Here is a 26598-nt window from a genome sequence, read left to right on the forward strand (position 1 = left end):
AATCATTAAGCCGATTCACAAGTTCATTAAAAGCGATTCATAACTCTTTATAGTCATAACGCTCTTCTTTACGCTTGTCGCGCGAGTACACTCGTCTCTAACTTAGATTCTTTAAGCCACTTCACCATCACACTCACTCCTAACTCAATCTCTTTCGTTTGTTGTCATAAGACAGACGTTCCTATCTTTCAAACTACAGTACGCGGCATCCATTCTTTAAGTATATTCTTCATTCCTCTATCCCATCGCCAAAACACCTGAAGCCAAAACCTAACCCATTGAGCTCTTTACGCAACTCTTATAGCTTATCGATTAGAGATAAGTCGGGTATTAAACGGTTCTTGTATTCTTATCAAGAACGATTACTTCGTATGTGAATAGGGGTTTGTGGTCTAGTGCATGGCTTTCCCTCATAGGATGAGAGCTATCGCTTAATGATTAAAAAAGCATGCTGTGTTTGGAATTTTCGGAATGCGAATCAGAAATAACTGAAAGCATTCCTTATCTCACACCCCTCATCTTTTCAGAATAAAAAAAACCAATAAAATTTCTTCTGTTGGCCTCTAAATATTCTTCATTCAACTTTTGTATTTTATCTTTTTTTCAAACCACCTCAACTATCTCATTTGAGGGTCTCTCTTTTTTGTGAGGCTCTTAATAACTTCTCATGTTTGAGTCATACCCTGACATTTGCGGCTTGCATATAGTCAGAGCATGACGACAGAAGATAATAGGGTATCGTCTTTAATCTTTTAAGCACAAAAAAAAGCCAACAGAAAAATAATTCTGTTGACTTAATATTTTGTGTGCTTTTATATTCTAATTCTCTTCTCTAAAAAACAGTTTATAGAAACTCATATCGCGAGCTGCATCGAATCCCTTCTCTAGAAACTTACGTTGCCCGTGAATATAAACGTGGAAATTCTTATCCAGTTTCAGTACTTGTTTAAAGAATCTTTGCTCGCCTTTCACAGCATCTTTATTGATACTAAAATCAGCGTTAATATCATGATCGTGCTCGCTTTGGTAGTAGTTCTTGTACTCATCAAAGGCATTTACAACCTCAGGTTGCTCAATCACTTCTTTTTTAAACAGCTCTTCGTTAAACTCCTTCTTATCCTTGAAAAAGTTAATCGACTTATTCATTAAATCAATCTGATCGGCTTTTGCTACTTCGTTCTCGTCATTATAAACCTCACCAATAAAGCCCTTACACATCTCTAGATAATTCTGAGTATGGTAAAAGTCATCTTCACGAAGCTTTAGGTTCAGGAAATCTTCTTTCCAATAAATGGCCTCGCCATTCTTATTGGTTTTATCAACAATACAAACCTTGTATCCATTCTCTTTCTCAGTATTAAAAATCAAACAACCTTTGTCCAGTTTCTTGATATTAATACCACTCTCACAACCTAATTCGAAGTTTTCCTGATTCTGATAAACCTTTAGGAAAGTATCCTTATTCTCCGATTTGAAAATACCCAAGGCATCACAAACTTCACCATCGACTATGCAGCCCGAGAATGCCACCAAATAAAACTCACCCCCTTTAATATTAGGGTGATTTGATTTATCGTAAAGGTGCATGGCAATATTTACCGATTGATCGTAGAAGCTTTCATTTTCCTCAAAAAATTCAGTCGCAAAACTATACACCTCGTTCATGCTCAAACCAGACTCATGCTGAAAATTATAAAACTCTTCCTTATTAAAAGCTGAAAGAAAATATTTCAATAAGATATCTCTAACATCATCATCTTCCAATTGTATCCCCTGCTTTGAAAGCTTCAAAGTTTCCTCGTGATGTTTGTTACCTACATTGTGAACCACTATTTGGTCCAGATTTATATCATCGAAATTAAACATGCTTACTCTTTTATTAATTCTTATTTGATTTCTTTTTCTTTCAAAACATCTAAAAATGATCAGAAATAGAGTGTAAAGATACTGACTTTTAAATACACCCTATGCTTTGATAAATGTAAAAAACAACTAAAAGATCTAGTTCGGATTTCGAACACTTACATTTGTTTTAGTACTCAAAATATAATGATTTTGATAAGGTGTCTTAACAACTGCAACAATAGGTATATCTCTGTTTAAACTATTTCCTTTTGGTACACTAAACTTAAAAATTGCCTTCCCTTTTTTTGTTTCCAGTTCGCTCATAAATGAATTGACTTTCACAGGAAGACATTTCCCATTCACCAGTTCTCCGATATAAAACTGCACATTTTTGAACTTCTTATTCAAGCTTAATTCCAAATGATACATATTCGTTTCTCTTAATAGATTAACATGATGAACGACTATCTGAGGTTCTGTTTTTTGCTTTCCTCTGTTAGTGAATTCCTTCAGACCTGAACACATCATATTATCCATATAATCCATTTGAGATTTTATCTTACCACTTTCCCAATATTTTTTCTGTGGTCCATGCTTAGCACCTGCAATATAACTTGTCGATCGATACAACTTGCCACTTTTATAAAACCACTTAACCTCACCGTGTTTTTGTCCATCAACATAGGGAATTTCATATTGTTTTTCTCCTGTCTCATAAAAAGAATGGCTAACACCTATTTTCTTATTGTCCTTATAAGTCACAATTGATTTCAATTTTCCACTCGGAAATTTATATCTAACCTCCCCATTAATCAATTTTGAATCAGTCGAACTGGAATCCACAGAATACGATTGCTCAACCAGATCGTTTTTTTTAGCAAACTTATCAATGATAAAATCACATGAGGATAAAATAAGTATTGATAATACAAGTAAAGTGTATCTCATTTTTAAAGCTTTATATATTGTTTAAACTTCTACAATTTCATCTAATTTCCCATAAAGGATAAAAGCACTGACCTGCTTATAATTCATTTTCTCAAGCAGTTTTTTATAGGCTCCAACTTGGCGAATATGATCTTTTTCCTTCTTCTTACCAAACTTGAAATCAATCACGATAGCTTCATCATCTTTTACAATCACCCTATCAGGACGTAATGTATTTCCTTCACCAAGCAAAACATCCCGCTCATTTATCACACGCCAGTCTTTAGAAAACCAGGAAGCAATTTGAGGATTCTTAAACAGATCTTCCACCATTTCTCTAACTTCATCTGCCTGTAATTCATCTAACTTTCCCTCATGCCTTTTTTTAGCAATAGCTTTCTTAATATCATCGCAATATTCGATATCCTGAAATAAACTATGCAAGATATTACCTCTATTTATTGGAGCAAAACTATCGATAGATGCCGCTTCAGAAAAGTCAAAGTAATCTGCAGCATGAGAACGTAATTTCAACCTATCATCAAGCATTGCTGCCGGGTATTCGGTCATTAATTGCTCAACTTCATGTTCTGTATCTTCACTCTCCTTTACAGTTAGCGTGCCCAATTCAAAGCACTTATTCTCATCATTCCAATACGTATTCATATTGATGATTTCCTTACCACCAAAGTCAGAAGAATACTTGGCTGCATTCTCAAAAATATGGTATAAAAGATGACTCACCTTCGAAAACTTGTCATTTGTTGGTAAGGGTGAATAGGTAATCAAGATTTCTTCAGCACGCGTTGTTGCAACATATAACAAGTTCAGATTATCGATATAAGCCTGAAGCTTTTCTGCAAAATACTCTTTATAATATATCGTTTGTTTTAAGTCGGATCCGTAACGAATTGGCAAAACATCAATATTATTGAAACCTTCCAATTCTGGTTGACACCACAGTATTTTTGTGTGCTTTACATCATCCAAATCCCAATCGCAAAATGGCAATAAAACAGACTTAAACTCTAGTCCTTTCGACTTATGAATGGTTAGAATTCGAATGGCATCCTGATGATCGGAAACAGAGATAACTTCCTTATCCTTTCGTTCTTCCCAATAATCGACAAATGAATTAAGATCTGGGGCATCGCTACGAGAAAAGCCTAGTACCAAATCCTGATAGGCTTCTAAGTAAGGAAAATCGGTTGTCCGCTTATTCAGTTCAAAAAGATCAATTAACTGTTCGACTAAATCGAAAAGAGCTTGTCGCTTTAGCAGTGAGATATTTTCGGTGAATGCAGCTGGAAACAAACCTTTAAATATATCTTCTGAATCTTCGCTCTGTGCAAATATATCATCCAGATTATCAGGATTAATTCCTTTTAAATACAAGCTGTATTCTTGCAATAAATAGCCTAAATTAATTTTGTCCTCCGGGTAGATCAAATATCTCAATAAATGAGATAAGAAACTGATAACTGAAGAATTCTTAAGATAGAGCGACTCATTTGAGATCACATTATAATTGACGCCTTCAATTGCAGATTCTGAATTCCTATAGGTCATCAGTTTATTGGCAATCATTGCACCTTCGCGTCCATTACGAACCAAAATAGCCATATCGCCAGCCTTATAACCCTTAGTTTGAATCTCCTCAATTTGACTTGGCAATAATTCTAAAACACGATCAATCCACTTCTCCCCTTTTTCAACTTCAATCATATGGGCTTTCACGTAGCCAGGACACTTATCATCACCTCCAGGAAACCCCTGATAAACATCTGCATAAGCATTGAGTATTCGTGCTTGCTCAACACTTAACTTGTCTTCTAATCCCTTAGGTATATCATTATTATAATCGTTCTGCAAAGCCTGAGCAGCCAATGCATATAGGGCATTATTAAAGTTGATGACATGCTTCGAACTTCGCCAGTTCATATCCAAAGTCAAGCCATTTATTCCCTGATCTTTAAAATCAACATCCAACTGTTCAGCAAGTAATTTCCAATCGCCATTTCTCCAACGGTAAATCGACTGTTTCACATCCCCCACAACCAAAGAGCGATTATCCTCAGCCAATGAATTCCCAACCAATGGACGGAAATTTTCCCATTGCATGGAAGAGGTATCCTGAAACTCATCAATCATGAAATGCTTATACACATTACCAATTTTCTCATAAACGAAAGGTGTATCATTGGTTCCAATAATGCTGCGAAGTAAGCGAGAGGCTTCAGATAATAAAAACAGGTTTTCATCCTCTGTAAAAGCTTTAATCTTTTTTGATATATCCGTTAAAATACCCAGAGTATAGATGTATTTCAAGGTTTTATCCGTTGAAAAATACAAATGACATTCATTATTAAAGAACTCAACGGCATCCTTCAACAAGGCTCCCAAACCAGCTGAATAAACCGAAGAGACAGCCGCTTTTAAATCAGAACTCGCCTTAGCCGTTGTCCACTTATCAGGATTATCAATGGCAGCCAAAACTCGCGTGCCGGGCTCAGCCATATCACCTGCTTGCAACTTATAGAAATAGTTCGCAAAGCCTGATTTCCCAAAAGAAAAATCGGTGATGGTTAAAGCTTGGTTTTCGATTAAACGAACTGCCTTTGTCCCAATCTCTTTAAGTGTATTTTCAAATTCGTCTTTAATTTGTTTTAACCCCTTTCGGTAGGCATTCAAAAAGTTCTTATCAGATAATTTTTCAATCAAGACCTTATCAAAATTCATATAGTCTTCCTTGAAAACCTCCGTCCCAACTTCAAGAATATCATTCTTAAAATTCCAGGTTTTACCCTCCTTTATCTTCGATTCTGCAAAGTCAGACAACCAAGAACGTAATTGTTCGTCTTCATCCACATCGAGAAACAACAGATCGACCACCTCGTTTAAAACTTTACGTTGATCGAGCTCGATATTAAAGCCCATTTGTAAACCAATTTCTCTGGTAAATGAACGGACTACTTTTTGAAAGAAACTATCAATTGTGGTTACCGAAAATCGACTGTAGTCGTGCAATAAACGATTTAGGATTTCTTTTGCCTTTATCTGCAAAGCAGTTGCATCAAGACTATTAAGCTCCATCAATTCTGAAGCATAGGGGGATTTTTCGCCTTTAGAGAGAATATAAATTTCTTTTAATATTCTCGACTTCATCTCATCAGTAGCCTTATTGGTAAAGGTCACTGCCAAAATGCTGCGATAGTTAAGAGCTTCTTCGAAAACGAGCTTCAAATATTCTCTTGTGAGTGTATAGGTTTTTCCTGATCCAGCTGACGCTCGATATATATTCAATGATGACATAGTAAATCTAATTTATCCCGAAAATACAATTTTAAGCTAGCTTAACAGTAAGAACTTCAATGTTTTTTACATTGAAATATACAAACAGAGACTATCTCTAAGGCATCAATTTCAACCAATTATAAATTCTACTTCAAAAAAAAATTGCCTCTCAAGTAGAACTCAAGAGGCATTCATCTATTATATGGGCCTAATTTTAGAACTTATACGATAATCCAATTCCTAATATTTCTTTGAATTGAACTTTTACGCCTTTGTTTATGCCATCTTTATTCACATACTCCACGTCATCATCATATACTAAAGTTGTATTGATTGAAGCAGTTAGGAATTCATTCACTTTCATATTAATCATCAAATCCCAGTTCACATCAATGTTTCCGAAAGAATCAGAATAAGCTGTAAATAGGTCTAATGTACTCTTTAGATCAACATTCTTAGCGATAGATTTCTTTAAAGTAAACTTTGTTAAGGCACCAAACTCATATCTTATTTTATCACCTGGATCTACACCAAAAGCCCCCAATCCAGACAAATAATCATCGTTAACAATAGTTATCTTTCCTGTTATGGGTGATAAATAAGCTGAGAAGGTCTCATTTGGCTTGTAGTCCATACCCAGAGAAAGTAATAGATAAGCAGGAGCAAGAAAATTTGATACTTTTTGATCTATATCTCCTTCATTCTTTCCATAGTTATAACCTTTAGCAAACTGAGTTTTGAAATCTAATAAAGCTGTATAATACCATTTCTTACTTGCTTGATGCCCATATTTAGTCACGAAATCAATCTTATCAATACTTTTACGAGTTCCCGCATCACCTTGCTTTAATAAGCCATACTCTAATTTCAAGGTATTATCCCAAGCATTTTTAGCCTTGGTATAATTAGCAAATAGGTTCAACTGCACATTTGTTGAAATAGCATTATCTCCACCACCAGACCAATTACTTAGAGAAGTCTGTGAAAAAGACAAAGATGCCATACCTCCTTTTTTCCAATAGCTCGTGTCCTGAGTTTCTTGTGCACTTAGATTAAGACATATAAGTGCAAAGAATACGAAAAGTAAATTTCTAGTCATTATTTGTATTTTTAATTAATATTCTAACCTAACAGTAAACTAAATTAATTTAAATTGTTTAAAAATAAGCACTAATTATATCGAAAAAATCAATATTGCTCTTCAGAATTTTAATAAGTACATTTGCAGATCAAAATGAAGGAGAAAAAGAAATGACAAAAAAAGTTGTAATAGGATTGTCTGGTGGAGTTGACTCAAGTGTAGCAGCCTATTTACTAAAAGAGCAAGGCTACGAAGTTGAAGCTTTGTTTATGCAAAACTGGAATGATACGGTTGGCTTAAAATCAGAAGAGTGTCCATTTGACGAGGATATTCTATTTGCACAAATGGTTGCTAAGAAATTAGATATTCCATTTCACTTTGTTGATTTAAGCACAGAATATAGAGCACAAGTAATTGATTATATGTTCTCAGAATATGAACTAGGACGTACACCAAACCCTGATGTACTCTGTAATCGTGAAATAAAATTCGACGTATTCTTAAAGAAGGCAGTAGAGCTTGGTGCTGACTATGTAGCAACAGGACACTATTGCAGAAAAGAAACTAAAATAGTTGATGGCAAAGAGGTTTATAGCCTTTTAGCTGGTGTAGATAATAATAAAGACCAAAGTTATTTTCTATGTCAACTTTCACAAGAACAGCTTTCCAAAGCTATGTTCCCTATTGGTGATATTGACAAACCTGAAGTTAGAGAAATAGCTCGTAGAGCAAAACTAGCATCTGCTGAAAAGAAAGATTCACAAGGAATCTGTTTTGTAGGAAAAGTAGACTTACCTATATTCTTACAACAAAAACTTAAAGCGAAACCAGGTATTATTGTCGAAGTACTAGCTGAAAACGCTCATAGAATTCTACCTAAATCTGAAGAATTAGCTGACTTAGCTAGACCCTTTCAGTTTAAAAGACATCATGGTAAAAAAGTAGGTGAACACAATGGAGCTCATTTCTATACCGTAGGACAAAGAAAAGGTTTGAATGTTGGTGGAAAAGTAGAACCCTTATTTGTAATTGGCACTGATGTTAAGGAGAATATCATTTATACAGGTATGGGGCATTCTCATCCTCTTTTAATGCGCAAAGCTCTGTTTATTTCGAAAGAAGAAACCCATTGGATTCGTCAGGACTTAATGCCTACCGAAGAATGTGAACGACGTTATGATATTAGAATTCGTTATCGTCAACCCCTTCAAAAAGGGACGATATATTTTAAGAAAGAAGGTTTATATATTCTTTTTGACGAGCCTCAACGTGCTGTGGTTGCTGGACAATTTGCTGCCTGGTACGATGGTGATGAATTGATTGGTTCTGGCCCTATAGACGGCGAATAAATGAATTTTTCATTCAAATTAATAATGCAAAAGGGGCCGATTCAAATGAATCAGCCCCTTTTATATTATATTAGTCTAATCAATATATTAAGCTTCTTTTTGCTCAACCATCACAAATGGGATGCCTACAATCGCATCATAGTCTTCACCAGCTTCCATCATATCCTCATCATCCTCTTCGAAATACCAATTTACAGAAACCTTTTTCCCTCGATTCGAAATCGCTTCAAGTTTTCTAAAGAAGTCCAAAATACATTTTGAAGAACTGGTATTGAAATATTCCAATTTCATCTGAACGATGATATCAGTCTTTACTTCATGAGAAAATGCTTCGACCCATTCCATCAAAGGAATATAAAATTCTAATGAGTTTTCTGGAATTGAACGCCCCTCAAGTAGTAATTCGCCTTTTTCAGCATCGAATACGACTTTCGGTGTTTTTGAGCTGCCTTCTATTATTAAAGTATCCATAAAAGAATATCGTTATTTTTTGACTAAAATTTTACAGTTAAGACTAAGAAAAAATTATCTCCTTTGGTTCGTTTGGAACAATACTTAAGTTTATTTCCACTTCTTCGAATCATATTGATAATGCCTAGACCACCTCCACCTTTTTCAGAAAAATGTCTATTAGACAATACTTTTCGGTATAAGGTTTTTAGCTCTTCAGCACCCAACGAATTGGTATGATCAATATAATCTGTGAAAATCTTAAGCTTTTCAATTTTAATAAAATTGGCAGATATGATTTTCACACCCTCTTCATTTTTGTTAAAGATTAAGCTTCCATAACTTTTAAAAGCATCTTCAATCTCAAACTTCTCTCCATGATGATAAAGGTTCTGAACCAATTCTATAAGGATATTTAGAATCTTTTTTCTTTCCTTCAAAGGAAAGTTTTTTTCTTCCATAATCGTTTCAATCTTCTCCAGTATATCAGTTACCTTCTTAGAACCAACACACCCTTTATAATAAAAAAGGGTGTCCTCGCTCACATTATCGGCAAACCACTGGTTAAGGTTAAAACTCATTGAAATATCTTTATATTAAATAATCTCTTCTCAACAAATATAATAAAACAGATAACAGATTACTGTCCGAATACCTATCTATTTGATTCTTTTCTATCCTTAAAAGTATCTTTCTTACTCCCAGCAAACATAGAGTATTTTTGGAATTTACACTCCAAAGGACCGTTGAATAAGGTTACTTTTCTTGATGGACGCAAACCAATGCTATCAAAACATTCTTTTCCATAGCTTAAAATCCATGCATCATAGCCCATGAACTTATGCTTCAATCTTTCACCAATCATAGAATAAAGGCCTTCTAAATCTTGTACCTTCAAACGCTCTCCATAAGGAGGATTTGTGATAAGAATACCTTTTTCTGTAGGTGGAATAAATTGTTGGAAAGGTATCACAGTCAACTTAATTTTTCTTCTTAAACCTGCGTTACGAATGTTCTCCTCTGCAATTTCCATTGCTTTATCAGAGATATCACAACCTATAATATTTGCGTCAAAATCAATTTCAGTTTCTTCATTATAGATTTCATCCCAAAGATCTTGGTCGAAATCACTCCATTTTTGAAAACCTAGTTCTTTTCGATATAAGCCTACAGGAATATTATAAGCAATTAATGCAGCTTCAATCAACAAAGTTCCAGAACCACACATTGGGTCAATAAAATTAGATTTCTTATCCCATTCTGACATAAGAATCATACCAGCAGCCATTACTTCATTAAGTGGAGCAGCTGTTTCAGCAACTCTATACCCTCTTTTGTGCAATGATTCTCCTGAACTATCTAATGAAACAGTACATGTATTTTTATCGATATGTACATTTATTCTCAATGTAGGATTAACAACACGAACCGATGGACGATCGCCTGTTTTCTCAAAAAACTGGTCAACAATAGCATCTTTAACTCGGTAAGTAACAAACTTCGAATGCTTAAAATCTTCAGAACTGATAGTACTATCAATTGAAATGGTATCTTTTAAGGATAGATACTCACTCCAGTCTATCTCCTGAATACCTTTATACACTTCATCAGTATCTAAAGCATTAAACTTGTGGATTGGCTTAATAACACGAGTCGCCGTTCTTAAGTGAAAGTTCGCTTTATACATTAAAGCTTTATCTCCGACAAAACTCACGGCACGCTTTAATACTTTAATCTCCTCAGCGCCTAAATTTTCCAATTCATGAACCAATACCTCCTCTAAACCTTGAAAGGTTTTTGCAATCATCCTAAACTTACCCGAATCTGTTTTCAAAACTAGTGTTATTAATTATACCCTTTAGAATAGCTTTTGTGCCTTTAAGTTCAACAACTTAAAGACAATTGCTAATTTACGCCTACAAAAATAGTCTTTAGCTTATAAAATCAGCTATTTTCCTGTGTTTTTAAATAAAAAAGCCGGAAAAATATCCGACTCTTCTCTTATAAAGAATATTTTTACTTCAAATACTTCTCGTACTCCTTAGGGTTTTCAAGTATTTCCAAAGCTTTATCAAGTATATCGTTCTTTTGATTGACAATCTGATAATACTCAGCACCATCCCAAATATCTCTCGCAATTAGAGCTTTAAGATGAATTTTCAGGTGTTCTTCTACAGCTAGATATTCTTCCTCGGTATGCTCAACTTTAGCTTCATCACCTTGTGCAACCAATTCTTTCAACATATCCTCTGTAACTTGGAATTTCTTATTAAAAGTTTCAAAATCTGAATACTTAGACTTGAAATTATCTCTGTTGTTATCCATAAAAGTCAAAACAAAAGGATAAAGCACATTCTTACGAGCCAATAAATTAAAATACTTAAAATTAGCAGCTGTATCTATTGAAACAAATACATCAGGCATAATTCCACCACCTCCATAGACCAAGCGTTCCTTTACCAGTGTTTTATACTTTAATGAATCGGCAAGATGAATACTATCCTGGTTCACCATTTCACCAGAATTATATCGATTGATGATATCCATTCTATAATCCATTAAGCCATTATCATAGGGTTTTTGAATACAACGTCCTGTTGGTGTATAGTAATGAGCAGTCGTTAATCGAATCATAGACCCATCAGATAAAGGGAATTGGCGCTGCACCAAACCTTTTCCAAAAGATCGACGACCTACAACCAAACCTCGATCCCAGTCCTGAATAGCACCAGATACAATCTCTGAGGCCGAAGCAGAACCTTCATCTATAAGAATAATGACACGTCCTTCCTTAAACGAACCTTCATCTGTTGAAACATTATCATGACGTTTCGACTTTAAACCGTCGGTAAATACAATCAACTGATCTTTATTAAACAACTGATCTACAATTTTAATGGCAGCCGTCATATATCCACCTCCATTACCACGTAGATCAAGAATAAGATCCTCCATTTTTTGCTCCTTTAATTTCAAAAGAGCTTCCAGAAATTCCTCGGCTGTTTTCGCTGCAAATCGATTCAATTTAATGTAACCTACATTCTTATTAATCATATAAGAAGCATCAAGACTAAAAATTGGAATATCATCACGAACGATCAAAAAATCAAGTAATTCCTTTTCGTTTCTGCGCAGAATAGTCAAGTTGACTTTGGTGCCTTTATCACCACGTAATTTCTTAAATACATCCGTATTTTTCATTCCGACACCAGCTACCATCTCATCATCAATTTTGATGATTCTATCGCTAGCTCTTAGACCCGCCTTTTCAGATGGGCCACCAGGAATGGTGGCTACAACCATTAATGTATCTCTCAAAATATTGAATTGAATCCCTACCCCACTAAAACTTCCTTGCAAAGGTTCATTCATTGCTTTCACTTCATCCTTACTAATATAAACTGAGTGAGGATCAAGCTCTGCAAGTACCTTTACAATAGCATCTTCAGTTAATTTTTCAAGACTCACACTATCCACATAAAATGCATCAACTAAAGCAATTAAATTTTGATATTTAATGGTTTGGTCTCTAATTTCTTGTGCGTGTGTTTGTGAAAAACCTAAAACAAAGAAGAGTAAAAAAGCAAAAGCAGATTTACTAATGGTAGAATTCAATAATTGCATATATTAATTTATTTATTTAGACTTCGTTAAAAGTAAAACGAAAGATACAATCTTTTTGTAAACTTCGCTTAAGCCAGATATTGAAATATAAGGCCTTTTAGAGAAAAATAACACTTTCCCCAAACTTGTGCTCAAGCCAAAGCAAAAAAAGAGCCACCCTAAAAGGATGGCTCTTGAAATATTATTCCCACTCAATAGTTGCTGGTGGTTTCGAACTGATGTCGTATACCACTCGATTAACCCCTTTAACACCATTGATAATTTTATTTGAAATCTTAGCTAAGAACTCATAAGGAAGATGTGACCAGTCAGCTGTCATTCCATCGGTAGAACTAACAGCCCGCAGAGCAACAACCCTTTCGTAAGTTCTCTCATCACCCATTACGCCTACAGATTGAACTGGTAGTAACATTGCTCCAGCTTGCCAAACCTCGTCATACAGACCATCTTCAATCAAACCTGAAATATAGATATGATCAACCTCTTGCAGAATTCGCACTTTCTCATGAGTGACATCACCCAAAATACGAATACCCAGACCTGGTCCTGGAAAAGGATGACGACTGATGAATTTGTCCTCAAGTCCCATACTACGTCCTACACGGCGAACTTCATCCTTAAACAATAACTTCAATGGCTCAACTACCTTCAGCTTCATGAAATCAGGTAATCCACCAACATTGTGGTGAGATTTAATGGTTTGTGAAGGACCTCCAGTTACCGATACAGATTCAATAACATCTGGATAAATCGTCCCTTGACCTAACCATTTTGCATTCTCAACCTTATGTGACTCTGCGTCGAATACCTCAATAAAAGCATTACCAATAATCTTACGCTTAGCTTCTGGCTCACTTACTCCTGCTAAAGCATTAATAAACTTATCTTTAGCATCAACACCAATTACATTTAAGCCTAAAGTTTCGTATTTTTTTAACACATCAGTATACTCGTTCTTGCGTAACAAACCGTTATCAACAAAAATACAATATAGATTTTTACCGATAGCGCGATGTACTAACATGGCGGCTACTGTTGAATCAACACCTCCTGAAAGACCTAGAATTACTCTATCGTCACCAAGCTTTTCTTTCAATTCAGCTACAGTCGTTTCTACAAATGCATCTGGAGTCCAGTCTTGCTGACAACCACAAATACTAACGATAAAGTTCTTAAGCAAAATCGCCCCTTCAGTCGTGTGATAAACCTCTGGGTGGAATTGGATACCGTAAGCAGTTTCGCCTTCAATTGCAAAAGCTGCATTCTCAACATCAGAAGTACTAGCAATTACCTTATAGTTTTCTGGCATGCGCTCAATGGTGTCACCATGTGACATCCACACCTGCGAATTCAAACTTATACCACTCAACAATTCGTTGTTATTATCAACTGAAGTTAAGTTTGCACGACCATATTCTCTTTTGTTTGATGCCATAACTTCCCCACCAAAACAGTGAGCTAAATGCTGAGCACCATAACAAACACCAAGAAGTGGTAACTTGCCTTTAATCTCTGATAAATTTGGAATTGGAGCATTTTCTTCGCGAACCGAGAATGGACTTCCCGAAAGGATCACACCTTTAATACTATCATCCAATACTGGAGGATTGTTATAAGGATGAATTTCGCAATAAACATTTAATTCGCGAACACGTCTAGCGATAAGCTGAGTGTACTGCGAGCCAAAGTCAAGAATTAAAATCTTTTCTTGCATAATCTTTAAAAATATATGAGGTTGTTTAGCTTCTCTATTTGGCGTACAAAGATATACAATTCGTCATCATTATATAATTATTATTTCCTATTGTTATAACAATTTTGATTTAATGTAGATTCTAAAATAATATAAGAGCGTTTACCATACAAAAAAGCCCATTTGCATCATACAAATGGGCTTTAAAAATTCTTTTATAATAAGCTTACTTGAACTTTTTCAATATTTTTTTCACAGCATCTTTATGAACTGTAACACCCATCATCTTAAGCTTAACGTAATCTTCATGGAAGAAATAATATCCAAATTCAGCTGATTCTTCGTCGATATTACGAGATCCTGAACTTGAATCCTTAATCAGATACCAATCCTTACCTGCTTTGTCCACATAGTAACCAATTAGGTGCATCCCATGATCATCAGTTGTTGTACCATTTGAAAAACGGAACTGACGGGCATCTTCAGTAATATATTCCGATGGAATATCGAATGAAGGAATCATTGCACAATTTGTTGTACGCAAGAAACCTGCCTCAGAAACATCACCACCAATACTCATTGTGTAACCTTCGCGAACGGCCGACTTAATCGCTTCCATATAGACATCAAGAGGTACATTATAGTACTCTTTTGAATGCCACCAATTGTCAGTCACCTTATATTCTACTTGCTCCCAGTATGGCTCTTGCTTGTACGAAAGTAATTCGATATAATCATCTGGATTCAATTTCAAGTAATCTTTCAAATAAGATTGAGGCGTATACTCTTTACCTTCTACAGTAAACTTAGTTGGAGGCACTCCGATATAATGATTCATGATAGACTTAATTGTAGCAATAGCCTCTTCCTCATTCCAAGCACTACTCTTCTTTAAGAACTTCAAATAAGCCAACATTTCATTATACATCTTCTCGTGAGTATGAAACTTACGCCCATCTTTCAATCCTGTGTACTCCGATTGAGGAACGACACCATAAATTTTCCACATACGTGCAACAGAATTACCTTCTGAACCCTGTCCAAATTCGGAATCGCCTCTCTCTTTCACAAAGCGACGTGCCTTCTCTACATATTCCCAATAAACTGTATATAGCTCCGAAATATCAACTTTCTTTTTATGAAGACGATAAACTTCTGACTCATAAAATGAAGTCGTAGAAAAACACCAGCATGTACCTGTATTTCCTTGAGAAATGGTTGGAAGGGCCCACTGTATGTTATTTTTATACAAGCTGATATCATTCGGCAGATCATACGATGACTGATCCATGAAGAAACGCTTATCTACTTCTTTACTTTCCAATTTAGCATCAACGTTTCTGATATCCTTAAGGATAGAGTTTTGGTAGTAACCGGGCTCATACTCTTTAAAAATCGATTTGTCTTTTTTTTGCTGAGCAAAACCTGAAGCAAAGAGTACAACTGCTACAGCTGATAATAAAATTCTTTTCATGTTGTCCTTAAGTCTGTGAATCTAAATTCAAATATTACACACAGGTGCATTTAAGAATCCAGAATCAATTATTAATAAAAGTTGGTTTTAGAGTTTATCAAGAAGCTAAAGATAACAAAAAAGGGATAGGACAGAATAATTCAATAAATGCTTTTAAACAAACGTGATTAGATATATCAAGAAACGATGATTACTAACAAAACCTAGTGAATCGATGACCTACTTATTAGACTTCAATGGAATTTCAAAGACACACCCATCTTCAGCCAAAGCCGTATTCGAAAACACTTGTTCAGCTTCATATAAGTGAGCAGACAAATCGTGGAATCGTGCTGAAAAATGACCGATTATTAGCTTTCCAACTCCTGCCTCTTGTGCAATATTTGCAGCTTGTTCAGCTGTAGAATGATAAGTTGATTTAGCACGTTTCTCGTCATCTTTCAAGAAAGTAGCTTCATGATAAAGTAAGTCAACCTTTTCGATCAAAGGGACTATACGTGGGAAATAAGCCGTATCCGTACAAAATGCATAGGAACGAGGTGGTGAGGCTGCTAGTGTGAGTTTAGCATTAGGAATCAACTCTCCTTCTTCAGTAAGGTAATCATCTCCTAATTTAATACCATGCCTGGCTCTAATTGGAATCCTATAAAAATCCAACATATCCTTCTTAAGGTGTCTTGGTCGCTCTTTTTCTTTAAATAAAAAGCCTGCACAGGGCATTACACCATGTTTTAGAGGGAAGGACTGTACGGTAAGAGTTTCATCGTCAAAAAGATTTTGAACTTCCTTACCAAAGATATTATGGAACACTAATTCATAGCTTAAGCGAGATTCTAGGATCTCAAGCTGAAAACGAATAATCTTCTCAAGCTTACTATGGGCATAAATATGCAAATCACTCATTCTTCCTTGCAAAGAAAAAGTAGAAATCAAGCCAATCAGACCAAAGAAATGATCGCCATGTAGATGTGATATGAAGATATGATTGATTCGAGACATAGGTACTCGAAACTTTTTTAATTGAATTTGTGTGCCTTCTCCACAATCAATTAAAAAAAACCGCTCAAGTACATTGAGTACTTGAGCGGTTGGGAATCTTTTTGAGGTTGGCAATGCAGAATTGCTCCCTAAGATTGTTAATTCAAATTTCACTTACGATCAATATTAATTCTCAATCTCACTATTATTCATAAAAGACTCAGCAACGCTCAGATCATCTGAAACGTTTAACACTGTATCCAATTGTGAAATAATAATCAGTTTTTCAACTGCAGGTTGTAAACCATATAGAACAAATGTTCCATTGGCATTCTTACATAACCTATTGGCTACAAGAATGGCACTTAAGCCAGATGAATCACAATAAGTGCAAGCATCTAAATTTAAAAGAATATTCTTTTCTCCTTCTGAGAAAATCAAAACTAATTCCGATTTTAATTCAGGAGCAATATGAGTATCCAATCTATTATTTAATACCTGAACTAAAGTGTATCCGTCTTTTTTGTCAATCTTAAAGTCCATATCTACCTCCTTAAGTATTATTTAATGCTTACTTATCTCCTTTTTCAAGTTTAGTTTTCAAAGCAGCCAATTCAGAAATATCACCTAAGGTAGTTTTTTCTATTGAATCTTTCATCTTCTTAACTCCTTTTTTCATGTTAGCAGACTCAGTTTTTTTCTTTTCAGAAACTTCTGCACGCTTAACATCTTCGAAAGTTCTTGAGTGAGAAAGGATGATACGCTTAGCAGCTTTAGAGAACTCAATTACTTTGAAAGTAAGTTTCTCTTCAACTTTAGCTTGTGATCCATCTTCTTTTACAAGGTGACGTGGAGTCGCGAATCCTTCAACACCGTAAGGAAGAGCAACAACAGCTCCTTTTTCGAAAATCTCTACGATAGTACCTTCGTGAACAGAATCAGTTGCAAAGATTGTTTCGAATACATCCCATGGATTCTCTTCCAATTGCTTGTGACCTAAGCTCAATCTTCTGTTGTCTTTGTCTATTTCTAGAACTACAACTTCGATTTCAGTACCAATTTGAGTAAATTCAGCTGGATGCTTCACTTTCTTAGTCCAAGAAAGATCAGAAATGTGAATCAAACCATCAACACCTTCTTCAATCTCAACAAATACACCGAAGTTTGTGAAGTTACGAACCTTAGCAGAATGCTTAGAATTTACAGCATACTTAGCTTCAACACCTTCCCAAGGATCTTGCTTCAATTGCTTAAGACCAAGAGACATTTTTCTTTCTTCGCGATCTAAAGTGATAATCTGAGCTTCAACCTCATCTCCTACTTTCATGAAATCTTGAGCAGAACGTAAGTGCTGAGACCAAGACATTTCAGAAACGTGGATAAGACCTTCTACACCAGCAGCGATTTCAACGAATGCACCGTAATCAGCCATAACTACAACTTTACCCATTACTCTGTCGCCAACTTTCATTTCAGCGTCAAGAGCATCCCATGGATGAGGAGTAAGTTGCTTAAGACCTAGAGCAATACGTTTCTTCTCGTCATCAAAGTCAAGAATTACAACGTTCAATTTCTGATCCAATTCAACAATCTCACTTGGGTGAGATACTCTACCCCATGAAAGGTCAGTAATGTGGATCAAACCATCTACGCCGCCCAAGTCGATAAATACACCGTAAGAAGTGATGTTTTTAACTGTTCCTTCAAGAACTTGACCTTTTTCAAGCTTAGCGATAATTTCTTTCTTCTGTTGCTCCAACTCAGCCTCAATAAGAGCTTTGTGAGATACAACAACATTTTTAAATTCGTGATTGATTTTCACAACCTTGAATTCCATAGTTTTTCCTACGTAAATATCGTAGTCACGGATAGGCTTAACATCAATTTGAGAACCTGGCAAGAAAGCTTCAATACCAAATACGTCAACGATCATACCACCTTTGGTACGACACTTGATGTAACCTTTAATAATTTCGTCGTTTTCAAGTGCAGAGTTAACACGATCCCAAGAACGTAGAGCACGTGCTTTTTTGTGTGAAAGAACTAATTGTCCTTTTTTATCTTCCTGACTTTCAACATAAACCTCAACTGTATCACCTACAGTTAATTCTTGATTGTAACGGAATTCATTTAAACTCACGATACCATCAGATTTGTAACCAATATTGATTACAACTTCTCTTTTGTTCATTGAGATAACGATACCATCAATGACTTCTTTTTCAGCAACAGTAGATAAAGTTTTATCGTACTGAGCTTCTAATTCTGCTCTGTTAGCAGTAAAACCTGCATCTTCATTTTCGAATGCATCCCAATCAAATTCTGCTTCAACTGCAGCATTTTTGTTTTCTTCAACCATACTAAATAGTTTGTTTACTAGTAAATTAGACATTATATTACTTAAATCGCTGCAAAAGTACTTATTATATTTCAAACTACCATTCAAACCTCAAGGATTTTCAATCAGATTCTTCAATGAAAATTTCTCGTTAAAAAACATCACCTAAATGGAACTGAGATTGGTCTTCATCTCTTTAAAATCGCCCCCACATGTATAAAAGTATAACACACTAGGTGATGGATATTTAAGTCAAAAAACGCATTACATCTTGTAATGAATACCATTAATCACGGAAACTCTTTGATTAATCCAAAAAATAGAGATATTTTTGAGACTTAAATATTGAGAATAGAGTATTTCCCCCAAGGGATATTCCTTTAAGAATAAAACGATGGAACAAAAAGATATCATTGAAGTTGTAAATACCAAAGCCAACGAGTGGCTTAATGGAAACTACGACGAAGACACAAAAAAAACTATTTCTGCCTTAATGAATAAAGAAGATCATTCAGACCTTATTGATTCATTCTATAAAGATTTAGAATTCGGGACAGGTGGTTTACGAGGGAAAATGGGACCAGGAACCAACCGTATGAACATCTACACCGTTGGTGCTGCTACACAAGGTTTAGCCAACTATTTAAATGAATGTTTTGTTGGTGAAGAAATCTCTATTTGTATCGGATACGATTGTAGAAATAATAGCAAACTATTCTCAGATACGGTAGCCAACATTTTCTCAGCAAATGGGATAAAGGCCTATATCTTCGATGATTTGAGACCAACACCTGAGATGTCCTTTGCAATTCGTCAACTAGGCTGCAAATCTGGCGTTATCATTACAGCATCACACAATCCTAAAGAATACAATGGGTACAAAGCTTATTGGGATGATGGTTCACAAATCGTTACACCTCACGATAAGAACATCATTGATGCAGTGAAGGCTGTTACAGTCGATGAAATTAAATTTGAAGGTAACCCTGATCTGATTGAAGTATTGGGTGCCGAAATGGATAAATTATATCTAGACACAGTTAAGACACTGAGTTTATCTCCTGAATCAATTAAAAATCAAAAAGATTTAAAAATTGTTTTCACTCCAATACATGGCACAACAGTTAAACTGGTTCCTGATTCATTAAAGAATTATGGCTTTGAAAATATCATTCACATTCCAGAACAAGATGTTGTAGATGGTAATTTCCCAACAGTAGTGTCTGCCAATCCTGAAGAACCTGAAGCATTAAAAATGGCCATTGATAAAGCAAAGGAAGTAGATGCTGATTTGGTTATGGCTTGCGATCCTGACGGTGATCGTTTAGGAATTGCTGTTACGAATGATAAAGGAGAATGGGAAATTATCAATGGTAATCAAACCGCACTAATTTTCACACATTACTTAATAACCAGAAGGCGAGAGCTTGGCTTATTAACAGGGAATGATTATGTTGTAAAAACAATTGTTACAACAGAACTCTTTAAAGACGTTGCAATCAAAAATAATGTTGAATGTTTTGATGCTTACACAGGTTTCAAATGGATCGCTGATGTAATCCGAAAAAATCCTGACAAGAACTATATAGGTGGTGGTGAAGAGTCATTTGGCTACATGCCTGGAGATTTCACTCGCGATAAAGATGCCGTTTCTTCTTGTAGCATTATGGCAGAAATTGCTGCAGTGGCAAAAGATCAAGGGAAAAATTTATTTGACATATTGAAAGAAATATATGTCGAATATGGCTTTTCTAGAGAAAAAATGATTTATATTGTAAGAGAAGGACTTAGTGGTTCAAAAGAGATTGAGCAAATGATGCATGATTTCAGATTCAATCGTCCGAAAATTATTAATGGCTCTCCAGTCATACTGGTTAAAGATTACAGCATTCGAAAAGCAATCAACCCAATAAGTGGTGAAGAAACAGAACTTGATTTTGAAACAACAGCTGATGTTTTACAATTCTTTTTAGAAGATGGATCAAAAATTTCAGTTCGTCCATCAGGAACTGAACCAAAAATTAAATTTTATTTTGAAGTTCGTGAAGATTTAAATAAAACAGAAGACTTCTACAATACTGAGGCTCTTGCGGATAAAAAAATTGAAGGAATAATTCTTTCATTAAAATTAAACTAATAAATTAGGGTAGTTTATAAAAAAACTACCCTACATCTTTTTTTGCATGGATAATAAACGCATCATACTATCTATCGATGACTCTCCAATTAATAATAAGTTAATTGAGGCATATTTTAGAAAAGACTACAACATTGTTTCTAAAGATGGTGGACAAGAAGCTTTAAAATGGCTTGAAGTCAACCTTCCTGATGTCATTCTACTTGATGTCATGATGCCAGTTATGGATGGAATGGATGTGCTTGAAAAATTACAGGAAAACGAACGCTTGAAAGAAATCCCTGTAATAATGGTAACAGCTAAAACTGAGATGGAAACCATCAAAGCTGCTCTTACCAAAGGTGCTCTTGATTACGTAAAGAAACCTATTGACTTCACTGAATTGCAATCGAAGATAATGATTGCCTTCCAAATGAATCAGCAAAAGCAAGAAATTTCAAAATATAAATCCTATTTCGATATTCATCAGGGGATGATTCATGCTCAAAGAATTCAACGTTCAATATTACCTGATAATGAGCACTTCAAACGCATGTTCCCAAGATCCTTCATCATCAATCTTCCGAAGCATGTTGTAAGTGGTGATTTCTACTGGATAAACCAGAATTTCCAACAAAAAAACATTGGCGTATTCGACTGTACAGGACATGGGGTTCCTGCTGCCATGCTAACCATGATGGGCCAAATGGAACTTCATACGATTTTTGAAAATGGAAGCAACATTCGACCTGGGCAAATTTTTTCTAAGCTTAGTCAAAAATTCAGTCGCCTTTTAAATTCTTCAAGTGATACATTTACTCAATATGATGGAATGGATGGAGCTTTCCTTTCTATCATTTCACAAGAAAACAAAATTGAATATGTTGGAGCTAGGCGTCCTCTTATTCTAATTCGAAAAGGTGTTGAACAACTAAAAATTGATCAAGAATTACTTGAAGCAAAAATGATAAATGAGGATTTTTCTCTATTTGAAATTACTGCCGACAGATTTTCGATTGGTAAAGAAAGCGAACTCTCTGAATTTCAAACAAAAACAATAACAACTATTCCTGGCGATAGATTATTTATTTACTCAGATGGCATCACTGATCAACTTGGAGGAAGCAAAACCAAACGCTTGAAGAAAAAAGAGGTCTATAATAAACTGCTCAAACTTCAGTCTAAATCTATCAATCTTCAGAAATCTGATTTCTTTAACTGGCTGGACGAGTGGAAGGAGAATAATGAACAAACAGATGATATCTTAATGGTAGGAATTGAATTATAAATCAACTTCTTCATTGGGAAAAAAATCCTTTTTAAAATTAACTAAATACAGCTTCTCTGTTGCGCGTGTTAATGCGGTATAAAGCCAGCGATAAAATTCTCGGTTAAGCATATCCTCATTAATAAACCCCTGATCAACGAAAACGGCGCTCCACTGCCCTCCTTGTGCCTTATGACATGTAATAGCATAAGCAAACTTCACCTGCAACGCATTAAAAAACTGATTATCGCGAACTTTCTCATATCGTTTTTTCTTTGAGGCTATATCGGCATAATCCTCTGAAATCGTAAAAAAAAGCTTTTTATTTTCCTCATAACCCAATGAAGCTGCCTCGATATTAAGTGTATCAAGCATGATCATAGTATCTAGCTCAAGATCTTTATAATCAGGAAAACGAAGGCTTACTTCAACATATCTAAACCCATAAAGTTCTACATGCTTACCAATCCTGGTAATTTCAACGATATCACCATTGGCAATAAAATCAATTTCTTTGACATCAGCTGTCCAGAAATAATTGTTTTTTACAACCATTAAATAGTCTCCAACGGTTATTTCGTCCTCTCTATATAATATACTATTACGAATACCTTGATTATACTGGTTGGCTCGTTTATTAGAACGGCAAAGAACCATCGTTTCCTCTAAGCCATACTTATCGTGAGCCGAGGATATTTCTTCAATAAGCTCTGCTCCACCAATTCGAACAATATCAGGAAATCTTTCAGTCTCGAGTCGAGGATAACCACTATCACCCTCATCGAGCATTCTTCGCAATTCCGTTGCATTCTTTAATATACCAGACTCTTCAGCCTGACGAACAACTTGAGTTAAAACAACTTCTTTAACCGTAAGGTTATAACAAGATTCGAGTTCTTTGGGGTCTAAAGCTGGGCTCACATCAATACCAATTGGAGGTAACTGTGCAACATCTCCAATTAAAATCAAACGACAATTAACTCCAGCAGAAACATAATCAACAAGGTCATCCAATAAACAACCAGACCCAAAAGCTGAAGATTCATGTGAATAATTTGAAATCATTGATGCTTCATCAACAAGAAAAATAGTGTCACGAGAAAGGTTTCTATCCAAATTAAATACTCCAAAGCCGTCAGTAAGAGATTTCTGACGATATATTTTTTTATGAATTGTATGGGCACTTTGCTTACAATGATGAGAAAGCACCTTTGCTGCTCGGCCCGTTGGGGCTAGAAGAACAGTCTTAATTTCCATTTCGGAAAGGCTAGAAACCAAAGCACTAACCAGTGTCGTTTTTCCTGTCCCAGCGTATCCTTTCAATAAAAAAATACGATCATTCTTACTGCTAGTTAAATAATCAGACAATTCGTCTATTGCAAATTCCTGATCAGCAGTCGGTTCGAACTTTAATTTCTTACAAATACTTAAGCTAATGTGCTTTTTTAACATTTCCACATAAAATTAATGGTTATAAAAATAACCAAACAGATTTTTTTTTTAAATTTGCAAACAAACTTACACAAACTAATAAACTATTTGTATGTTACGAGCATAAGAATAAACACAAATGACTGTCTATTTTATTGCATCTACCGTATAACTAAATTAACACAAATTATAAACTATGAAATTAAAACCAGTCCTTCAAATTTTACTTGCCTTTGCAATTGTTGCGTTTGGATATTTGGCTTACCAAAGTATTATGAAGCCAATTAAATTTGGTGAGATTCAAAAAGAGCGTTACGCTAAAATTGTCGATCAATTACAAGATATTCGTAAAGCGCAAAATGCTTACAAAGAAGTAAATAAAAAATACACTGGCAGCTTTGACACTTTAATCTCATTTATCAAAACGGATTCAATGCCTATGATTAAGTCAATTGGTTCATTAACTGATGAGCAGATTGAAGCAGGTATGACTGAAAGAGAAGCTGTAGTTAAAGGGTTTATCACTCGTGATACAATCATGGTTTCAGCTCTGGAGACGACTTTCGGCAATAATTATGATATTGAAAACTTAAGATACGTTCCTTTTACCAAAGAGCAGAGCGAATTTAAGATGGCAGCTGGTGTTGTTGTTACTGGTTCTAACGTAACCGTTCAGGTTTTCGAAGCTAAAGTTTCAAATATGGTTATTTTCGCTGATATTCGTGATGAGTACCTGGATGAGTTGAAAGAAGAAAACGGTAACCGTATTCGTATCAACAAATACCCTGGGCTTAAAGTAGGTTCTCTTGAAGAAGCTAATAACGGAGCAGGAAACTGGGAATAATCCTTTTAAAATATTATGGACGAATTATTATTTGTTGACTCAACATTTGAAAAGGATAATACGTCAAGATATAAACTATCCATCCAGCTTTGTCTGGATGGATTTTCTTTTTCTATCCTTAGCTCAGAAAATAAATGTTTGGCACTTTTCCAATCAAAAAAGCTAAATTCAGAAACGGATAATAGTTCTATTGATGTATTAAAAGATGGTATACGTAATTGTGACTATCTCAACCTGACATACAAGCATGTTTCGGTTATTTGGTTGACAAAAAAGGCCTGTCTGATTCCCTCTGAGCTCTTTTCTGACGTCTTGGCTATTGATAGCTTTCAATTATGCCACCCTCTCTTAAAAGCTGAAATATTAAACTGGAACGAGGTCGAAGAAATGAATGCCTATATTATATATGCCTTACCTTCTACTCTACCTGATTTTATAGGATCTCAGTTTCCGGGAGCTGAAATGTCACATCAAACTTTGAGTTTCTACCATAAGATTTTAAATCAAAGTATAGATAGTAAACATCCAAAGGTATTCGTTCAGATTTACGATCATTTTTTCGATGCCTTTATTCCTGATAACGGACAAAAACACTTTGCCAATAGTTTTTCCTTCAAGGATGAAACTGACATGGTTTATTTTATCCTAAATATCTATAAACAGCAAAAATTAAACACAGAATACAGTCAACTTTATCTTTCAGGGAAAATAGATGAAACAAGTAAAGCGTATCAAATACTGAAACGTTATATTAAGGATATTGTTATTGATAATATCCCCAACGAAATGTTCTTAAAGAGTACCGTTTCGAATTCAGAATTCAATCAATTTACCAAACTTTTAAATACAAGTCTGTGCGAATAATTAGTGGTAGTCATAAAGGAAGAAGGATATCTCCGGATAAGAGCTTTAAAGCTCGTCCTACAACCGATTTTGCAAAAGAGAACCTTTTCAATGTTCTAAACAACACAATCGATTTTGAGGACTTAAATGTACTCGATTTATTCGCTGGCACCGGAAGTATCAGTTACGAGTTTGCTTCCAGAGGAGCAGAGGAAGTCGTTTGTGTAGAATTAAATTTCAAACACTGCGCTTTCATAAAAAAAACAATCAACGATTTAGGATTTACACAAATTCATGCATTAAGAGCTGATATCTTTAAATATTTAAAAGGTTGCAACAAAAAGTTCGACCTCATCTTTGCAGATCCTCCATTCGATTTAGAGACAATTGACACAATTCCTGATGCTATCTTAAAACAAAACATTCTAAATGAGGATGGTATTGTTATTGTAGAACATTCATCAAGAAACGATTTTTCAAAGCATCCACTATTCCATGATATGAGAAGCTACGGTAGCGTCAATTTCAGTTTCTTTAAGTTAAAAGATTAATTGAAAAAAACACAGAATATCTGAGTCATCGTAACATGCTCAAAACAGCATGCTTAGTAGCTTTCTTTATTTTTTTATTAGAAAAAAAGCTAGTGCACTGTTGCAAGTAAAAAAACTTGCATTATCTTTGCATCGCATTCAGGAAAAGGTCAGACTAAAGAGTCGACCAAAATAAATATTTCTGTAGCATTTTGGTTTGGTAGTTCAGTTGGTTAGAATACATGCCTGTCACGCATGGGGTCGCGAGTTCGAGTCTCGTCCAGACCGCCAAAATTGAGAGTTTTGATTCGTTACTCTTAAAAAAAAACAAATCGCATTTTGGTCTGGTAGTTCAGTTGGTTAGAATACATGCCTGTCACGCATGGGGTCGCGAGTTCGAGTCTCGTCCAGACCGCCAAAATTGAGAGTTTTGATTCGTTACTCTTTAAATAAACAAATCACATATTTTGGTTTGGTAGTTCAGTTGGTTAGAATACATGCCTGTCACGCATGG

20 protein-coding genes and 2 tRNA genes are annotated in these 26598 nt (G+C 35.1%); 8 read left to right on the top strand and 14 right to left on the bottom strand.

What is annotated here, in order from left to right:
* Window positions 1–819: 819 nt before the first annotated feature.
* The 4 genes from ABY905_RS03755 to ABY905_RS03770 all read right to left on the bottom strand — a co-directional run bounded on the left by ABY905_RS03755 (window position 820) and on the right by ABY905_RS03770 (window position 7165).
* Window positions 820–1866 (bottom strand): nucleoid-associated protein, encoded by a 1047-nt coding sequence (locus tag ABY905_RS03755; protein WP_372640684.1) that lies wholly within the window; start codon window positions 1864–1866, stop codon window positions 820–822.
* Between the two features lie 135 nt (window positions 1867–2001).
* Window positions 2002–2793, bottom strand: a complete 792-nt coding sequence (locus ABY905_RS03760; RefSeq protein WP_372640686.1) for a toxin-antitoxin system YwqK family antitoxin — start codon at window positions 2791–2793, stop codon at window positions 2002–2004.
* 21 nt (window positions 2794–2814) lie between these two features.
* Window positions 2815–6084, bottom strand: coding sequence for a UvrD-helicase domain-containing protein (locus ABY905_RS03765; protein WP_372640689.1), 3270 nt, complete (start codon window positions 6082–6084; stop codon window positions 2815–2817).
* A gap of 196 nt (window positions 6085–6280) precedes the next feature.
* Window positions 6281–7165 (bottom strand): DUF3078 domain-containing protein, encoded by an 885-nt coding sequence (locus ABY905_RS03770; protein WP_372640692.1) that lies wholly within the window; start codon window positions 7163–7165, stop codon window positions 6281–6283.
* A gap of 152 nt (window positions 7166–7317) precedes the next feature.
* On the opposite strand from ABY905_RS03770, the gene mnmA reads away from it, so the two are divergent.
* Complete coding sequence (gene mnmA, locus ABY905_RS03775) at window positions 7318–8496, top strand: tRNA 2-thiouridine(34) synthase MnmA (protein WP_372640694.1); 1179 nt, start codon at window positions 7318–7320, stop codon at window positions 8494–8496.
* Window positions 8497–8583: 87 nt separating this feature from the next.
* Here mnmA and ABY905_RS03780 read toward each other — a convergent pair whose 3' ends face one another.
* From ABY905_RS03780 to rpsA, 9 genes are all read right to left on the bottom strand, one after another.
* Window positions 8584–8967: a DUF1987 domain-containing protein gene (locus ABY905_RS03780; RefSeq protein ID WP_372640697.1), complete on the bottom strand. Its 384-nt coding sequence runs from the start codon at window positions 8965–8967 to the stop codon at window positions 8584–8586.
* A 23-nt stretch (window positions 8968–8990) separates the two neighbouring features.
* Window positions 8991–9527, bottom strand: coding sequence for a SiaB family protein kinase (locus ABY905_RS03785; RefSeq protein WP_372640699.1), 537 nt, complete (start codon window positions 9525–9527; stop codon window positions 8991–8993).
* Window positions 9528–9601: 74 nt separating this feature from the next.
* Window positions 9602–10780 carry a class I SAM-dependent RNA methyltransferase gene (locus ABY905_RS03790; protein WP_372640702.1) on the bottom strand — a complete coding sequence of 393 codons (1179 nt, stop codon included), beginning with the start codon at window positions 10778–10780 and terminating at the stop codon, window positions 9602–9604.
* Between the two features lie 182 nt (window positions 10781–10962).
* The gene (locus tag ABY905_RS03795) at window positions 10963–12570 is read right to left on the bottom strand and encodes a S41 family peptidase (protein ID WP_372640705.1); all 1608 of its coding nucleotides are present in this window, start codon (window positions 12568–12570) and stop codon (window positions 10963–10965) included.
* Between the two features lie 181 nt (window positions 12571–12751).
* Window positions 12752–14284 (bottom strand): glutamine-hydrolyzing GMP synthase, encoded by a 1533-nt coding sequence (gene guaA, locus ABY905_RS03800; protein ID WP_372640707.1) that lies wholly within the window; start codon window positions 14282–14284, stop codon window positions 12752–12754.
* A 205-nt stretch (window positions 14285–14489) separates the two neighbouring features.
* Window positions 14490–15737, bottom strand: a complete 1248-nt coding sequence (locus tag ABY905_RS03805) for a C1 family peptidase (protein ID WP_372640709.1) — start codon at window positions 15735–15737, stop codon at window positions 14490–14492.
* A 219-nt stretch (window positions 15738–15956) separates the two neighbouring features.
* A complete protein-coding gene (locus ABY905_RS03810; RefSeq protein WP_372640711.1) occupies window positions 15957–16889 on the bottom strand; it encodes a ribonuclease Z in 933 nt (310 codons plus the stop codon).
* 12 nt (window positions 16890–16901) lie between these two features.
* On the bottom strand, window positions 16902–17258 hold the full coding sequence (locus ABY905_RS03815; RefSeq protein WP_372640714.1) for an STAS domain-containing protein: 357 nt from the start codon (window positions 17256–17258) through the stop codon (window positions 16902–16904).
* 28 nt (window positions 17259–17286) lie between these two features.
* Window positions 17287–19107: a 30S ribosomal protein S1 gene (gene rpsA, locus ABY905_RS03820; protein WP_407936032.1), complete on the bottom strand. Its 1821-nt coding sequence runs from the start codon at window positions 19105–19107 to the stop codon at window positions 17287–17289.
* Between the two features lie 340 nt (window positions 19108–19447).
* Here rpsA and ABY905_RS03825 point away from each other — a divergent pair, with 340 nt between their 5' ends.
* Together ABY905_RS03825 and ABY905_RS03830 are read left to right on the top strand one after the other, a co-directional pair.
* Complete coding sequence (locus ABY905_RS03825) at window positions 19448–21190, top strand: phospho-sugar mutase (RefSeq protein WP_372640717.1); 1743 nt, start codon at window positions 19448–19450, stop codon at window positions 21188–21190.
* Window positions 21191–21236: 46 nt separating this feature from the next.
* Entirely contained in the window at window positions 21237–22457 is a 1221-nt protein-coding gene (locus ABY905_RS03830; RefSeq protein WP_372640719.1) for a response regulator, read from the top strand.
* Here ABY905_RS03830 and ABY905_RS03835 read toward each other — a convergent pair.
* Entirely contained in the window at window positions 22452–23888 is a 1437-nt protein-coding gene (locus tag ABY905_RS03835; RefSeq protein WP_372640721.1) for an ATP-dependent RecD-like DNA helicase, read from the bottom strand. The two genes, ABY905_RS03830 and ABY905_RS03835, sit on opposite strands and share 6 nt — an antisense overlap.
* Window positions 23889–24063: 175 nt before the next feature.
* Between ABY905_RS03835 and ABY905_RS03840 the strand changes: the two genes are divergently transcribed.
* The 5 genes from ABY905_RS03840 (at window position 24064) to ABY905_RS03860 (ending at window position 26502) form a co-directional block, all read left to right on the top strand.
* Complete coding sequence (locus ABY905_RS03840) at window positions 24064–24711, top strand: hypothetical protein (RefSeq protein ID WP_372640723.1); 648 nt, start codon at window positions 24064–24066, stop codon at window positions 24709–24711.
* A gap of 15 nt (window positions 24712–24726) precedes the next feature.
* Entirely contained in the window at window positions 24727–25575 is an 849-nt protein-coding gene (locus tag ABY905_RS03845; protein ID WP_372640725.1) for a DUF3822 family protein, read from the top strand.
* Window positions 25566–26105: a 16S rRNA (guanine(966)-N(2))-methyltransferase RsmD gene (gene rsmD, locus ABY905_RS03850; protein WP_372640727.1), complete on the top strand. Its 540-nt coding sequence runs from the start codon at window positions 25566–25568 to the stop codon at window positions 26103–26105. Before ABY905_RS03845 ends, rsmD begins: the two co-directional genes overlap by 10 nt.
* 193 nt (window positions 26106–26298) lie before the next feature.
* Window positions 26299–26375: transfer RNA gene (locus ABY905_RS03855), tRNA-Asp, on the top strand.
* Between the two features lie 50 nt (window positions 26376–26425).
* Window positions 26426–26502, top strand: a tRNA-Asp gene (locus tag ABY905_RS03860).
* The last annotated feature ends 96 nt before the right edge of the window (window positions 26503–26598 follow it).

It is taken from the genome of Ancylomarina sp. (assembly GCF_041555295.1).
Lineage (GTDB): Bacteria > Bacteroidota > Bacteroidia > Bacteroidales > Marinifilaceae > Ancylomarina.